The sequence below is a fragment of the Tritonibacter aquimaris genome (genome assembly GCF_009617595.1).
GTDB classification, from domain to species: Bacteria; Pseudomonadota; Alphaproteobacteria; order Rhodobacterales; family Rhodobacteraceae; genus Epibacterium; species Epibacterium aquimaris.
Map to the genome: position 1 here is coordinate 233,158 of NZ_WIXK01000002.1, position 15,364 is coordinate 248,521.

A 15,364-nucleotide genomic window follows, 5' to 3' on the forward strand; every position below is an offset into this window, starting at 1 on the left:
TTTGCTCAGGCTGCTTGAACAGACTGGTTTTCAGTCAGGATGGTAAACAGCGTGCTTGGGTCTGGGTTGGAACGCAGCTTGGTGCAGTAATTCTGTTCACGCAGGGTGCGCGAAACCAGTGCCAGCGCTTTCAAATGATCCACGCCCGCGTTCTCTGGCGCAAAAAGCGCAAAGACAATATCCACAGGCTGCCGGTCAACCGCACCAAAATCCAGCGGTTTTTCCAAAACCATGAAGACACCAACAACCTGATCAAGCCCGTCCAGGCGTGCGTGGGGCAGGGCGACGCCATGTCCCACACCGGTTGGGCCAAGGCCCTCACGTTCAAGGAGGGCCTCAACTGTTTTATCTGCAGGTAGATCGTAGACCGACTGGGCAATCTCCGCGATTTCCTGAAACAATCGCTTCTTGCTTGAAGCAGAGCTTATGACACGCACTGCTTCCTGCTGGAGGATCTTGGAAATCTGCATCGTTTTGCTCCGCTCGGGTGCCTCTAACGCCCGTTAGGGGTGTTTACGGGTCGATCCAACCGATGTTGCCGTCTTCGCGGCGGTACACAACGTTCAGACCGTCTTTGTTCTCGTTTCGAAATACAAGAACAGGAGATCCAGCAAGTTCCATTTGCATGACCGCTTCACCAACTGACAAGGATGGAATTTTTGTTTCCATCTCTGCAACAATGATCGGCTGCAAAGTATCTGGCTCTGCGTCCTGTTCATTTGATTCCGAAGCCAAGATATAGGATGCGGCCCCCGAAAGTTCAACTGGCTCACTCCGCTCACGGTGGTGATCCTTCAAGCGACGCTTGTATCGGCGCAGCTGCTTTTCCATTTTCATATTGCAGCTGTCAAAAGCTGCATAAATATCAGTGGCATGCGCTTTGGCCTGCGCAGTAAGGCCGGTGGAGAGGTGTACGGTCGCCTCACAAACATATTCATGAGCCGATCGAGAAAAAACCACGGTCGCGTCGGTAGGTCGTTCAGCATATTTATTGACGACGCCGCCCAGTTCAGACTGAACGTGAAATTGCAGAGCTTCGCCAATGTCGATCTGTTTTCCGCTGATTTTATAACGCATGGGATCTCCTTGCTCTTTGCGCGTCCGAACGGTCGGGTGCAATACACCCGAGTATTAAAGCCGTATTCAGACAGGGAAGTATGGCGTGATGGATAGCAGCAGATCTGGGAGCCTTTGTATAAAGACTGCATCAGAGCTCGCTTGGGTTCGCATCTTTGCCATAAGACAATTCCATGACAGATGTGAGGGAGAGTCAATGGCAAACCTAAAATTGCATCTAGCAATCGTGGTTCTTGCTGAATGGCTGCGTCGATTTGTCGGCTGCTTCGCGCTCAGGAGATGCGGAAATTATCACCCAGATAGACGCGGCGCACATTTTCGTTCTCAACTACGTCTTCTGGTGTACCGGACATCAGTACCTGCCCGTCGTGCAGGATGTATGCGCGATCCACGATCTCAAGCGTTTCGCGGACGTTGTGATCGGTGATGAGCACACCAATGCCGCGGTTTTTGAGATCCGATACCAGGTGACGAATGTCGCCGACGCTGATCGGATCAACCCCGGCAAAGGGTTCATCAAGCAGCAGATAATTAGGGTTCGCGGCCAGGCAACGGGCAATTTCCACCCGGCGGCGTTCACCGCCCGAAAGCGCCAAAGCAGGGGCGCGGCGCAGGTGCTCAATCGAGAAATCTGATAGGAGTTCCTCAAGCCGTTCACGCCGTTTATGGGTGTGTTTTTCCGAGATATCGAGCACAGCCATAATATTGTCTTCGACCGAGAGCCCCCGGAAGATCGACATCTCTTGCGGTAGATAGCCGATTCCCATCCGAGCGCGCCGATACATCGGCAATGCCGTTACATTCTGCCCGTCAATGGTGACTGCGCCGGCTTCGGGGAAAACAAGCCCCGCGATAGAGTAAAACGTGGTGGTCTTGCCCGAGCCATTTGGCCCAAGCAACGCAACAACCTCTCCGCGATTGAGCGAAAGCGTCACATCCCGGATAACAACCCGGTTGCGGTAGGATTTGCGCAGTTTTTCAATGCGCAGGCCAGAGCCGCCTTCGGTTACTGTAAGCTTGGGTTTGGCCATCAATTTCCGCTTGGGCTAAGTATTGTTTTGACCCGGCCTGCCATTTTGGCGGTGCCGCTGCGCAGGTCGACGATCAATTGGTTCGAGGTCAGTGTTGCATCGCCCTGGTTCAATAGAACATTGCCACGCATGACAATCGTGCCACTATCGATATCATATTCAGCTTCATCTGCTTCGGCGGCGTCATTACCATTGACCAAAATAACGGCGCCTTTGGCATTCAAGCTCTTGATGCCGGTGCGTTGCGCATCGTCGCCTGTCTTGTAGACCACACGCACAAGTGCCGCAGACAGTCGCATTTCACCTTGAATGATAACCACGTCGCCGGTGAATTCAGCAGAGCCGTCGTTCTGGTTCACTTCGAGGTTCTCGGCGCTGACCTCAACCGGGGCACTTGGGTCAGTTTTGACCGAGCCAAATGCAATGGATCCCTGCGCGAGGCTTGCGCTTGGCAGGCTCGACATCATTGCAATCGCTGCAAGGGCAAAGGTGAAGGCGCGCATTCCCATAGTGGCTTATCTTTCCGGTTGCTTGGGGTCGTATACCAACTTCACCCCTTTGTTGAATAGTATATGGACCGATTTTCCTTGCGACTTCGTGTGTATTTGCATGGCTCCGGCGCTCAGCGTGCCAATTATTCCCGTTGCAGTGATGGGAGTTGGAGAAACGGCGAATATTTCGTCAAGATGCGCATCAAGCTGTTCCGTTTCAACCCTTGTGCCATCATAGGTCTGGATCAGAACGTCTCCGGAAAAATGTGCGATTTGTTTTGCTATCTCCAGCGACCCCAGATCGGACCTGAGAGAAATTTTCCCACCTTTGGACAGGCGCATCACAGCATATAACCCTTCGGATGTGCCCTCGTTGGTGGCGGCATCTCGTCGAATGTTTTGGGCGCTGACCAGAATTTCGTCACCCGCTTCGGTGCTGCCTGCAAAAAACGGCGCGGTGATCTGCTGTCCGCGCATGCGTTCTTCGATTTCGGTTTGCGCAAAGGGGATGGCGGCTTCTTGGTCGCTGCCGCGCGAGATCAAGAAGATGATCGACAAGAGTGCCAAAGCCGCCAACGGCAGGATGACTTTGAGCAGAGCAACAATGCGCGAATAACGATCCATGTGGTTTACTGTATTTGATCCTTAGGAATGCGAGAATATATCAACATCTGGCCAGCCTTCCAGATCGAGCCTGGCACGGGTCGGCAGGAAATCAAAACATGATTGGGCTAGATCCAGCCGATCTTCACGCTCGAGGCGCTCGTTCAGTTCGTTTCGTAATGCGTGCAGGTGCAAGACATCGGATGCCGCATAATCGAGCTGAGCCGTTGTCAGTTTGTCAGCTCCCCAATAGCTCATCTGTTGTTGTTTGGAGATATCGATCCCAAGCAGCTCTTGCGTCAGGTTTTTTAGGCCATGGCGATCAGTATAGGTGCGAACCATGCGGCTGGCGATTTTTGTGCAATAGACCGGCGCGGCTAAACTGCCGAACGCGTTTAGCAGTGCCGCAATATCAAAACGCCCGTAGTGGAACAGTTTCAACACATTGCGGTCTTCTAGAAGGCCCTGAAGGTTCGGCGCTTTGCGCTGACCTTTTGAAATCTGAACGATATGAGCATTCCCGTCACCGCTGGACAGTTGCACCACGCATAGCCTGTCGCGATGCGGGTTGAGGCCCATTGTCTCGCAGTCGATGGCAACGGTGTGACCAAGATCCAGACCATCCGGCAAATCGCCACTATAAAGATGGTTTGCCATCAGAGGTTTCCTTTAGATTGCTGAGCAGTGCTCCTGAAATAAGCGTGATCTTATAAGAACTCAATGTGCGCCGTGCTGATGTATTGCGGGGGTAAATTAGAGATTTGGCGCGGCGACCGGTGGTTTGGCTGGAACTTGCCCGGGGACAAGCTATGAGATCGGACGCAATCAGATGTCTTTCCTTGCTGGCGCGGACAGGAATATCATCCGGTTACAGGGCCTTCATGTGTTCCGATGATATAGTGCACGACACGATGGACGTCCGGAGAGCTTTTTATGTCAGTGAATTTGTTTGGGTTAATTGTAGTGGTTTTGCAGCTGGGGGTCGCGGTGTTCTGCGCCAATTTGCTGTTGTTGAGTCGAAATCAGCTAAGCCTCTTTTTGCCGCTTGCACTGTTTTTTGTGGCCCAAACGTTTGTCAGTATCACGGATGTTTTCTTTGTGCTCAATGATACCGAAAACCAGACCCGGATGCAGCTTGCGTGGCTTGGGGTGGCGGTGGTCGCAGCGTTTAGCCAGCCCTATCTGTTCTGGCATTGGTTTCGATTACGACCTTGCCAAGCGTATTCTTTGAGGCACCAGGCGCAGCTTTAGAAACGCTGAGCTTCATGCAGCTACTGCCGTTTTGGTTTTTACAGAGTATCGATTTGTCGTTCCAATTTGTGGTTGCTGTCTACCTCTGGCTGATCATCAATCAATTGAAATCATATACCAATCGGCTGAAGGATCTGTTCGCAACAACCGAAGACCGAGAGCTGTTATGGGTCTGGTGGATCGCGCTAGTGATTGGTGTCTATCTCGTGTTGAGCATGGCTGAAGTGATTGCAACATTTGCTGGCTTTGACGGAAGCATTCACCCAATTTTTGAAAGCGAGCATCCCGACAATCTGATCAGTCTCGCAATTACTTGGGTAATCGCCCTGTGGGGGTTGCGGCAGCAACCCGGGTTAAAACGAACACAGCCGAGCCTTGATGTCATTGTGGAGCAGGATACCGGGCCAAAATACGAGCGCTCCGCTTTGACCGAAGAGCATGCCCGTAAAATCGCCTCCAAAATTGAACGTGCTATGGTCAATGATCTGATCTATCGAGACCCAAATCTATCACTTTGGGATCTGGCAAAGCATATCGGTGTGACCTCGGCCTATGTTTCCCAGACACTCAATACGACGCTAAACTCGAATTTTTTCGACTATATCAACAGTTGGCGGGTGCGAGACGCGGTTGAGCAGCTGCGCAACTCGGATGAGACGATTTTGGTGATCACCTATGATGTTGGCTTCAATTCCCGATCTTCCTTCTACAAGGCGTTCAAACGGGAAATGGGAACAACACCTTCTGAGATACGTGCTGAACAGCGTCGGCAGGCGCAGTGATACGGCTCTAAATATGGCTATTCCTGCGTCTGAGGCGTTTGGGAAACCTCAGTCCACGTTCACTCAGAACGAGCATGGCGGGTGTGGCAATCAAAGTGAGCGGTGTTGCAACAATGAGCCCGCCTACAATGGAGGCGGATAATTCGGTCCACCATTGCGTCGATGGGGCGCCTATTTCGATGATGCCCGAGATGAGATCAAAGCTTGCACCAAACACCATTGGCAACAGTCCGAGAATTGTTGTCAAAGTGGTGAGCAATATTGCACGCAGCCGCAGAACGCCTGATCGGAGCGCGGCTTCTTTTGGACAGCACCCCTGTCGGCGCTGGGCGTTGTAAGTATCGATCAAGACGATATTGGTGTTCACGATGATGCCAGCAAGTGAGATCATCCCAATCCCCCCCATGACAATGCCAAACGGCTGCCCCAGCACAAGCTGCCCCAGCAAGACACCAGCGCTGGAAAAGGCAATTGCGGACATTACGATGAAAGTTTGGCGAAAACGATTGAACTGGGCCAGAAGCACAAGGAACATGAGAAAAACCGCCAGAGCAAAAGAACCGACAAGAAAGCTCTCGGTCTCATCCTGCTCTTCAGCATCGCCAGCAAAATTCCAGCTTACGCCTTGTGGTAAAGGAAGCTGGTTGAGTGCCGCGCGCAATCGTTTGGTTTGTTCTTCAACCGACGCGCCAATGCCAACATTTGCAGTAATCACTTCGGTGCGGTGTTGGTTCAGGCGTCGTATGCGGGCCTGACGCGGCGCGTGCTCAAACTCTAGAAAATGAGCAAGGCTGGTTTTGCCGTCAGTCGTTGGAAGGGTCAGGTTCTGAAGCGTGTCGAGGTTTCTGTCTTCAAGCGGCGCGCGCAGCCGGATATCGAGCGCGTGGTGGCTGTCTTCGGGGGTGTAGCTGCCAAGCATGATCCCGCGCGTCAAAAATTGAACGGCCTGGCCCAGTAATCTGGCATCTGCACCAGATTGCGCCGCTTTTATGTGATCCACGGCAAGCTGCCATTTCAGACCGGGGGCGTGGCGAGTGTCGGAAACATCCTCAAAGCGGCCCAGATCCATCATGGTTTGGCGTATCATGGCTATCGCCCGGTCTGCAGTTTCAGGGCTTTTTGCATTCACATGTATTTCGATTGGTTTGCCTGAAACCGGGCTTTCGTCGTCGGTCTCGATTGCAATTTCAATGCCGTGCAAATCGCGCAGATGGTGGCGAATTTCCTGCTTCAAGATTTCCGCAGGGCGTCTTTGGTTCCAGGGTACGAGTTCAATTTGAATGGAGCCAATAATGTCGCTGCCATCGCTCTCGTCTATTTGCGATTCTGAGTATACCGTTTTGATTTCAGGACGTTTCAGAAGGCGCTTTTCGACGGTGTGGATGATTTTGTCTCTACTATCGAGGGAATAGCTATCCGACGAGCGCAGCTGAACCTGCGCAAACTGCGGTTCAATGACCGGAAACAGGGAGGATCCTTGATTGAAGCGCGCATAGAGGCCGAGCGTCAGTAACAAGGCCGAAACAGAAAGAAGCACAATTGTGCCAGGGTAGTTTAGGGAGCTGGACAACATTCGTGCATAGACACCAGTTGCGCCTCGGCACTGTTTGGGATCTCCATGTTCTGCCTCAAACAAGACCGATTTCTGAACCGCACTGCGTGGCGCGCGTTGTCCAATGATGCTGCCCAGAACCGGTATGAAGATCAGCGCCATCATTAAAGATACACCCAGTACCAAAATGACGGTGATTGGCAGGAACTTCATGAATTCTCCTATCGTTCCGCGCCAGAATAATAGGGGGAGAAAAACACAGAGCGTTGTTGCGGTAGATGAAAACAGCGGCCAAGCCATGTTTTTTGCAGCCGCGCGGAAGGCCTCATATGGTCTCACGTTTTGCTGCATGTGCCGGTCGGCCTGCTCGGTGGTGACAATGGCTCCGTCAACAAGGAGCCCGACAACAAGTATCAGCGAGAATAGAACAACAATATTGAGCGTGTAGCCAAGCATCCAAAGGAGCCCGACGCCACCAAGAAAGCTTCCGGGAATGGAGAGGCAAACCAACAGGCTGCACCGCAGCCCAAGCGCGTATAGCGCTGCGATCAAAACAAGGACAATCGCCGTAATGATGTTGGCTTCAAGGTCGCTGACAACGGTTTGGATTTCCTGACTCTCATCAAAAAGATAATCGACGCGTGTGTTTGCGGGCCAATCAGCGCGCGCGTTCTCGACAACCGCTTTTATGGAGCGCACTGTCGAAAGGATGTTTGCGCCCCCGCGTTTGCTGATTTCAATCGCCACAGCAGGTTGACGGTTTAGCCGTGAATATCCCGTGGCACGCAGGAAGCTGCGGCGCAACGCGGCGATATCCGAAAGGGCTATGACATGCCGATCGCGCACAAGAACTGGCGATTGCATAAGAGTTGTGAGGTGGTTTTTCGAGACGTCTAACCCAACCTCTACTTCGGTACGCGTACCACCAATGCTTCCGGAGATTTGGGGAACTCTTTGTCGATCCAGCTGATTGATCAAGTGATCAAAGCTCAAATCATAGGCGTTTAATGTGTCAGGTGAGACGACCACCTCAAACAGCTCTTCGCGCCGGCCGGAGATATCCGCAGCCAGCACCCCGGGTAGTTTGGTGACACCTTCGCTAAGCTCTGTTGCAAGTGCGCCAAGCGTTTGTTCGGGCAATGGTCCGGATAGCACAACCGTGAGAATGGGGAACAGCTCGGTGTTGATGGCGACTGCGACGGGCGATGTCGTGCCTTTGGGTAGCTCCGATTGCAGCGTGGCCAAACGGCTGCGCACATTGTCTAAGGCCACATCTGTATTGGTTCCGGATAAAAACTCTAAGATGAGGCTTGCAGAACCGCGGGCAGCGATACCTTCCATCTTTTTCAGGTTCTTCAGGTTGCTGAGGTTTGTTTCGAATTTTTTAAGCAGAAGTTTCTCGGTGTCTTCGGCCGATGCTCCCTCCAGTTCGGCAACCACGTATATTGCTGGAATTGGGATGGCTGGTGAACTCTCGCGAGCGATCTGCCGGTAGGCGTTGGTTCCCAGCAGTATTATCATGCAAAAGAAAAGCAGCACCAAACGTGGCCGCGCGAATGCGGCATCTATCAGCTTGTTCATTTTGGGATCACTTGGTCCTGCCCGCGAGGATGGTATCTGTATTCGGGGTGATCAGATCACCATCACTGACCATGCCGCGTCCTGATGTGAGGTATTGGATTTCTTCTGGCAGCCCGCTCAGCCATAGGCCTGATTGTTCGGTTTTGATGATGGTGACGGGGTGGAACCGAACATGGTTTTCTGGGCCGACGATCTTGAGCCCAATCGCGCCCGCATCGCTGAGTGATAAGAATTCTGGCTTGATAAAATGCGCCCGCGATTGAGTGGCCGGGACAACAACGTTGGCATCGATCCCAACTGGAATATTGGCGCGTTGATTGGCAATGCGAATATCTGCGCGAAATTTGCGTGTTCCGGGGTCAGCGACGTTGGCAAGAAAGACAATTTCGCCAGTAAGGCTAGGGCCTGAGCTAAAGTGGATGTCCGCACTCATCCCATTGCGCAGATACTGACGTAGATCTTGCGGGACTTGTACCGGGATCAGCACCGAAGACAGGTCAGTGATTTGTAAAATCCGTGTGCCCTGCTGAAGCGTTTCGCCTTTCACCACATCCATCGTTTCTAACCGTCCGCCAAAGGGCGCGCGAACGCTATGCCGTTTCAGATTTTCTAGCGCCTGTTTCTGGTTTGCTGTGGCCGCCATATGGTTTGCACGTGCCTTGCTGACACGCAGCGCCGTGGCGGTATCTTTTTGGTGCAAAGCTTCGGCGATATTGAGCTCCAGCTTTGCCTGTGCGGTTTCTGCGCGCAGTTTTGCCAGTTCCGAAACGATTTGGCTGGCGTCGAATTTAGCGATCAGATCGCCTTCCTCCACATAGGCGCCTTTGGTCACAAGTAATTGGTTGATGGTCCCGGAAATCGGCGCGGTCAGTTCGATGGTCTGGAGCGGTTGTGTGGTGCCTCGACCCTCAAATACATGCCAAACCTCTTCGGCAGTGGATGGAAGGGTCGAGACCTCAACAGAGGGTAGTGTGTTGGAGTGGTCCGCTTCGTGTGGCCGAGATTGGGTCTCGCTGATCATGCCGATCAGCATCCAAAACGCGAGCAGAACACAGGCAACGATAGCAGAAAACGGGGCAAAGCGGTGCACCGGATCATCGTTAAACAAGCGTGCGCGGCGCAAGTTGGGGGTCTCAGCGCCGACACAATCATGCGTATTCTCATCTCCCTCGCGTACCCTGGTTTGTAGCACCACGGGTCCGCGATCGATGCGTTGATCTGTGTCGGGTCTGGCTGTCATCGTTTATTGCCCATGTGACGATGGGTAATATCCGATTCAATCACGCATGGGGTTTTGGTCCCCAACTTGCGCGCGAGCCCTTTTGAAAACGCCAGGGTTTGCAGCGCGCTTTGTTGGATTTGAGTATCGCTTAGAAGGTGTGTCTCAACTTCTGTGGTGATGGTCACACTGCCAAACAATGACCGTTCGACTTCGACGTATTTGCCCGTCCAATGGTTGGGGCCGTGTTTGGTCCAATTGACGTCAACTTCCCAAACATCGTTGAACTGCTTCAGTTCGAAAGGGTGCTTGAATGTGACATTTTCGGAGTAGAGAGTGTTGTCTTCTGCGTCAGAGCTAATCTCTGAACGTAGCTCTGGCGTGCAGCCACGAATATCACGGATACTTGCATTGCCGCTCCAAACACCGTCTCGCGGTGTGATTTCGCTTGCAGATGCCTGGTTGGTTGAGGCGATTACAGATGCCAGCAAAATCGCCAGCACCAGCGACACTGCTTTTGTTGTTGCGGTATCCCGGCAGTACTGCAGTTTCTGATGTTTGGATCCGCTAAGCCAGTTGCTTTGATTGTGTGCCATCTGATCAAGGCTTCCTTTCTCGAAGTGACGTTGATCGCGGTTTGCGCGACGTCTCTAGCGGTAGCTGGATTCGCGAAGATGGGGGTCTTCTCCCTTCGGCGAGAACAACAGAACCTGTCCACGACGGTTGGCGCGGAACCTTTTTTGCAAGACGGCAGCTAGGCTGCGACTGCGATTGGTCAGAGCTTTTGACGCAGATCAAGCGGCCGCTGCACGCGCGTTTTTAGTGCGGCAGCAGCCGCAATCTCTTGCTGAGCTGACGACCTGGGCGCTGGGCTGGTGGCAATCCGTCACCTCAGAAGAATTTATAAGAGTTGAGGAAATTCATGAAACCAAGATCTCACAGCCTTTGGGCGGCTACCGCATTTGGTCTTAGCGCTGCGACGCTGGCCAGCCAGGCGAGTGCACAGGACATCGGGCAGTACGTCGCCGATCAGGGGCAGTATATTGCTGAAGCGGAACATCAAAGCGATTGGGAGTTTTCGCTGGGAGCCGGTGTTGGCTATGTGCCGGAGTATCAGGGCTCAGACAAATATGAGGCCGTTGCGTTTCCGACTTTCGAAATCACATGGCGCGATGCGATAACGTTTTCAGGCGAGGGTCTAAGCGCGACAGTCTATGAGCGAGACAGCTTCAGCTTTTCTGCGACCCTCGGATATGGCGGTGGACGTGAAGAAAGCGATAGTGATTACCTGAATGGTTTGGGAGACATCGAGGATGGCACCATTCTCGCATTGGGCGCAGAGCTTGACCTTGGTGCATCAGTTGCAGCCACTGCGGACGTTCACAAGTTTATGGATGGCTCAAAAGGAACAGTCGTGTCTTTGGGTGTTCAAAGCGCAATCCCGCTGGGCGCTGGGCGTGGACTAAGGTCTTCGCCGTCTCAAATCGGGATGATGTTAATCGGGGGCCTTTCGGTTGATTGGGCCGATGATGACTACAATCAGAGCTTCTTTGGGGTTTCATCCACCCAATCAGCATCATCTGGTCTTCGGCAATATACAGCTGAATCCGGGCTCAACTCGGTGAATGCCGAGGTTGGTTTTATCAAACCTCTTGGAGGAAATTGGGGACTGACAGGTATGGTGCAATACTCGCAATTGCTTGGCGATGCCGCGGATAGCCCGATTGTGAAATCGAAAAATAACTACGGCGCAGTCCTGTTGGTTGGGTATAGCTTCTAGATGCTGCCAGATTGAAGGCGCATTTTCTGTGCTGGGCATGCATTGGCTGATCTTTTGGTATCCATTGCGACATGGCGCACCTGATTGTTCAAGCATGCCCAGCCATAACGTAGGCAACAACCCTTTGGGGAAGTCTGTAGGGTAATATTATTCACTGTGGGAATATTAAGGGGGATATGGTGCCCAGAAGAGGACTCGAACCTCCACGTCCATACGGACACTAGCACCTGAAGCTAGCGCGTCTACCAATTCCGCCATCTGGGCACAGATGTCGTGAGCCGGGCGTATAAGGGGAGTCGGAGGTGGCGTCAAACAGGTTTTTGCAAATTTTGCCATGGGCCGCTTTATTTCTCGCCCTGACTTGCAAGAATAGCACCTAAGAGAGTGCTGCTAATCAATTTTGGTTTTGCGCCTTGTTTGCATTTCGGTTGAGGGCTAGTTCTTTCCACAGCTAATTTTAGGAGCCAACATATGTCCAAACTGGTTACGATTTTTGGTGGATCTGGCTTTGTCGGGCGCTACATCGCGCGGCGCATGGCCAAAGAGGGCTGGCGGGTCCGTGTTGCCGTGCGTCGCCCAAACGAAGCGATGCATGTAAAACCCTACGGGGTGCCGGGTCAGGTCGAGCCGGTTTTTTGCAATATTCGTGATGATGCTTCGGTTGCCTCGGTTCTGGAAGGCGCAGATGCGGCTGTGAACTGTGTTGGTGTTCTGAACGGGCTGGGGAAGAATACCTTTGAGGCGGTTCAGGCTGAGGGAGCAGAGCGCGTAGCCCGTTTGGCGGCAGAGGCTGGGCTCAAGAATTTTGTGCATGTTTCGGCGATTGGCGCGGATGCGCAGAGCGCCAGTAAATATGCGCGTTCCAAAGCCGCAGGCGAAGCGGGTGTGCTAGAGCACCAGCCTGATGCGGTAATTTTGCGCCCTTCAGTGATCTTTGGCCCAGAGGATGAGTTCTTCAATCGCTTTGCGGCAATGGCGCGCTTGTCGCCGATGTTGCCGATCGCCTATGGCGCGACCAAGTTTCAGCCGGTGTATGTGGATGATGTGGCGCAGGCGGCTGCTATGGCGGTGCTTGGTGATGCCAAACCCGGGATCTATGAGCTGGGTGGGCCTGAGGCCGTATCATTTCGCGGCCTGATGCAGCGGATGCTTGCGGTCATCCACCGTAAGTCTTTGATCCTTTCAATGCCTGGCCTTGCCGCGCGTGCAATGGCGGGTGGTTTTGATTTGATGCAAAAGGCTTCGTTTCAGCTGATTGAAAACAAGATGCTGACCGTTGATCAGGTTAAGAACCTGCGCACGGATAATGTTGTGTCTCAAGATGCTTTGAGCTTTGCGGATCTGGACATTGCGCCGATCAACATGGAGGCCGTGTTGCCAGACTATCTGTGGAAATTCCGACCCTCTGGCCAGTACGACGAAATGGTTGGGTCTGCTCGCAATCTGCGCGACGAAAGCTAAAGGCTACACGCTCTTAAGAAAAAGGCGCTGATTACAGCGCCTTTTTTGTTTGTTCAGCTGTAGGCAATGACCAGCAATATGATGCCAAGGATCACCCTGTAGATCACATAAGGGGTGAAGCTGATGCTGCGCAAAAGCCGCATCATCAACACAAGCGCCAGCAGCGCTGACCCAAACGCCAATCCTGCCGCAATCGCCGCGTCGCGCATGATGGCTGCATTGGCCTCTACCGCCATTTCCGCTCCGAGCAACACGCCTGAGGCAATAATGGTTGGGATCGACATCAGCATTGCAATGCGCGCGCCTTCTTCGCGGGTATAGCCCAGTTGCCGGGCGCCGGTGATGGTAATGCCCGATCGCGATGTGCCTGGAATGAGAGCCAGCATTTGCCACAGCCCCATTATCAGCGCGTCTTTGACACCCCAGTCGCGTGCCTCTTTGGTTTCGGCGCCCCATTGATCGGCCACATAAAGCACAACGCCAAATCCGAGCATGGTCCACCCAATCACTGCCATTGAACGCAAAGCGTCGCTTAGCCCGGTGAAGTGTAAAAACGCACCAAAGATGACAGTTGGTATTGTGGCGATGATCAAACCAAGGGCCAAACGCGCGCCAGGTGTGTCGATGCGGCCGGTGAACACGCGTGGCAAACCGATCAGCCCGTCGCGGACATCGGACCAAAAATAGATGATGACCGCCAGCAAGGTGCCCACATGAACGGCGACGTCGATCAACTGCCCTTGGTCGTCCATCCCAGTGAGTTCAGGCAAGAGAATCAAATGACCCGATGAGGAAATCGGCAGAAACTCTGTAACGCCTTGGATAATCGCAACTATAAAGAGATGAAACAATGACATGGTAATTCCTGTAAGAGGATAGGCGCTGAATTTTCTACACTGTCTATAAGTCGTTGTGATGAAAAGAAAGTCATGCAGTAATGTCCGAATCGGACCTAAAACTTCTGTACATTGCCCCAAGAGATAGTATGACAAAGAGCGCTTTCTGAAATTTAAGTCAGTAAAGCTTACTAATTTTCGCATGCTACGTCGCACATCGCGACCCAGCCAGCCAGATGGAGTGTTCAGCCGTGGCCAAGCAACCGATGCTTAAATTCGTGCAGTTCGACCGCGATATGCCCGAAAAGCGGACCGCCAAGGAACGCAAAGAAGATTTCAACGAGATCTATGCTGAATTTGCTGCTGCTAAGGCAGAGGAGCAGGCCAGCCGTTGTAGCCAGTGTGGCGTGCCGTATTGCCAGTCCCACTGTCCGCTTCACAACAATATCCCTGATTGGCTGCGCCTGACCGCATCGGGTCGTTTGCAGGAAGCCTATGCAACCAGCCAGGCAACCAACACTTTCCCGGAAATCTGCGGCCGCATCTGCCCACAGGATCGTCTGTGTGAAGGCAATTGCGTGATCGAACAGTCTGGCCACGGCACCGTGACCATTGGTGCGGTAGAGAAATACATTACCGACACCGCATGGGAAGAAGGCTGGGTAAAGCCTTTTGCTCCTTTGGCGGAGCGCACTGAATCTGTTGGTATTATCGGTGCGGGCCCTGGTGGTTTGGCTGCTGCCGATATGCTGCGCAAAGCGGGCGTGCAGGTGACAGTTTACGATCGCTATGATCGTGCCGGCGGCCTGCTCACCTATGGTATTCCCGGCTTTAAGCTCGAGAAAGACGTGGTGATGCGCCGCAATAAACTGCTCGAAGACAGTGGCGTGCGGTTTGTGATGAACTGCGCAGTTGGTCAGGACATCACCTTTGAAGAGATCCGCAGCACCCATGATGCAGTAATCATTGCCACTGGTGTATATAAATCGCGTGATCTGGAAATGCCCGGCTCTGGTGCCAGCGGTATTGTTAAGGCGCTGGACTTCCTGACAGCCGCCAACAAGGCTTCTAACTTTGGTGACAGCGTTGCCGCCTTTGAAGATGGCAGCCTGAACGCCGAAGGTAAGCGCGTGGTGGTTATTGGCGGTGGTGACACCGCGATGGATTGCGTGCGCACATCTATCCGTCAGGGCGCGACCTCGGTGAAGTGCCTGTATCGTCGCGATAAGGCGAATATGCCCGGTTCGCAGCGCGAAGTGCAAAACGCCGAAGAAGAAGGCGTGATCTTTGAATGGCTTTCTGCCCCTAAAGGCTTTGCTGACAGCGATGGCAAAGTGTCCGGTGTGATGGTGCAGCGTATGCGCCTTGGTCAGCCGGATGCCTCTGGCCGTCAGGCACCCGAGGTTATCGAGGGCGCGGACTACGTCGAGGACGCGGATCTTGTGATCAAGGCTCTGGGCTTTGAGCCGGAAGATCTGCCAACGCTGTGGAACCAGCCGGAGCTGCCGGTCACACGTTGGGGCACCGTAAAAGCGGCTTTCCAGACCGGCGCGACCGAGATGGATGGCGTCTACGCTGTAGGTGACATCGTGCGCGGGGCCTCTTTGGTGGTTTGGGCCATCAAAGATGGTCGTGATTGCGCCGATGCGATCCTTGCACGCTTTGATGCCGCCGCCGCAGTCGCAGCAGAATAAAACACA

The 15,364-nt window shown here is 53.2% G+C and carries 14 protein-coding genes and 1 tRNA gene; 4 read left to right on the forward strand and 11 right to left on the reverse strand.

Annotation, left to right across the window (positions count from 1 at the left end; all coding sequences use genetic code 11):
* Positions 1-5 precede the first annotated feature (5 nt).
* From GG681_RS04675 to GG681_RS04700, 6 genes are all read right to left on the reverse strand, one after another.
* Entirely contained in the window at positions 6-470 is a 465-nt protein-coding gene (locus GG681_RS04675; protein ID WP_153545615.1) for a PTS sugar transporter subunit IIA, read from the reverse strand.
* Between the two features lie 43 nt (positions 471-513).
* On the reverse strand, positions 514-1,077 hold the full coding sequence (gene hpf, locus GG681_RS04680) for a ribosome hibernation-promoting factor, HPF/YfiA family (protein WP_153545617.1): 564 nt from the start codon (positions 1,075-1,077) through the stop codon (positions 514-516).
* A 272-nt stretch (positions 1,078-1,349) separates the two neighbouring features.
* Positions 1,350-2,108, reverse strand: a complete 759-nt coding sequence (gene lptB, locus GG681_RS04685; RefSeq protein ID WP_153545619.1) for an LPS export ABC transporter ATP-binding protein — start codon at positions 2,106-2,108, stop codon at positions 1,350-1,352.
* Positions 2,108-2,611 carry an LptA/OstA family protein gene (locus GG681_RS04690; protein WP_235899753.1) on the reverse strand — a complete coding sequence of 168 codons (504 nt, stop codon included), beginning with the start codon at positions 2,609-2,611 and terminating at the stop codon, positions 2,108-2,110. The genes lptB and GG681_RS04690 overlap by 1 nt, the downstream gene beginning before the upstream one ends.
* A 12-nt stretch (positions 2,612-2,623) precedes the next feature.
* Positions 2,624-3,223: an LPS export ABC transporter periplasmic protein LptC gene (gene lptC, locus GG681_RS04695; protein WP_153545621.1), complete on the reverse strand. Its 600-nt coding sequence runs from the start codon at positions 3,221-3,223 to the stop codon at positions 2,624-2,626.
* Between the two features lie 21 nt (positions 3,224-3,244).
* The gene (locus tag GG681_RS04700) at positions 3,245-3,859 is read right to left on the reverse strand and encodes a ribonuclease D (protein WP_153545623.1); all 615 of its coding nucleotides are present in this window, start codon (positions 3,857-3,859) and stop codon (positions 3,245-3,247) included.
* Between the two features lie 608 nt (positions 3,860-4,467).
* On the opposite strand from GG681_RS04700, the gene GG681_RS04705 reads away from it, so the two are divergent.
* Positions 4,468-5,235, forward strand: a complete 768-nt coding sequence (locus GG681_RS04705) for a helix-turn-helix domain-containing protein (protein ID WP_235899727.1) — start codon at positions 4,468-4,470, stop codon at positions 5,233-5,235.
* 7 nt (positions 5,236-5,242) lie between these two features.
* On the opposite strand, the gene GG681_RS04710 is transcribed toward GG681_RS04705, so the two are convergent.
* From GG681_RS04710 to GG681_RS04720, 3 genes are read right to left on the reverse strand one after another with little or no spacing between them, the layout of a single operon-like run.
* On the reverse strand, positions 5,243-8,368 hold the full coding sequence (locus tag GG681_RS04710) for an efflux RND transporter permease subunit (RefSeq protein ID WP_153545624.1): 3,126 nt from the start codon (positions 8,366-8,368) through the stop codon (positions 5,243-5,245).
* A gap of 7 nt (positions 8,369-8,375) precedes the next feature.
* Positions 8,376-9,608: an efflux RND transporter periplasmic adaptor subunit gene (locus GG681_RS04715; protein WP_153545626.1), complete on the reverse strand. Its 1,233-nt coding sequence runs from the start codon at positions 9,606-9,608 to the stop codon at positions 8,376-8,378.
* Positions 9,605-10,183: a hypothetical protein gene (locus GG681_RS04720; RefSeq protein ID WP_153545628.1), complete on the reverse strand. Its 579-nt coding sequence runs from the start codon at positions 10,181-10,183 to the stop codon at positions 9,605-9,607. Before GG681_RS04720 ends, GG681_RS04715 begins: the two co-directional genes overlap by 4 nt.
* A 326-nt stretch (positions 10,184-10,509) precedes the next feature.
* Between GG681_RS04720 and GG681_RS04725 the strand changes: the two genes are divergently transcribed.
* Complete coding sequence (locus tag GG681_RS04725; protein WP_153545630.1) at positions 10,510-11,367, forward strand: MipA/OmpV family protein; 858 nt, start codon at positions 10,510-10,512, stop codon at positions 11,365-11,367.
* 177 nt (positions 11,368-11,544) lie between these two features.
* Here the strand turns inward: GG681_RS04725 and GG681_RS04730 are convergent.
* Positions 11,545-11,631: transfer RNA gene (locus GG681_RS04730), tRNA-Leu, on the reverse strand.
* A 207-nt stretch (positions 11,632-11,838) separates the two neighbouring features.
* Here GG681_RS04730 and GG681_RS04735 point away from each other — a divergent pair.
* On the forward strand, positions 11,839-12,828 hold the full coding sequence (locus GG681_RS04735; protein WP_153545632.1) for a complex I NDUFA9 subunit family protein: 990 nt from the start codon (positions 11,839-11,841) through the stop codon (positions 12,826-12,828).
* Positions 12,829-12,881: 53 nt separating this feature from the next.
* Here GG681_RS04735 and GG681_RS04740 read toward each other — a convergent pair whose 3' ends face one another.
* The gene (locus GG681_RS04740; protein WP_153545634.1) at positions 12,882-13,685 is read right to left on the reverse strand and encodes an undecaprenyl-diphosphate phosphatase; all 804 of its coding nucleotides are present in this window, start codon (positions 13,683-13,685) and stop codon (positions 12,882-12,884) included.
* A gap of 230 nt (positions 13,686-13,915) precedes the next feature.
* Here GG681_RS04740 and GG681_RS04745 point away from each other — a divergent pair, with 230 nt between their 5' ends.
* Positions 13,916-15,358: an NAD(P)-dependent oxidoreductase gene (locus GG681_RS04745; RefSeq protein WP_328593265.1), complete on the forward strand. Its 1,443-nt coding sequence runs from the start codon at positions 13,916-13,918 to the stop codon at positions 15,356-15,358.
* Positions 15,359-15,364 lie beyond the last annotated feature (6 nt).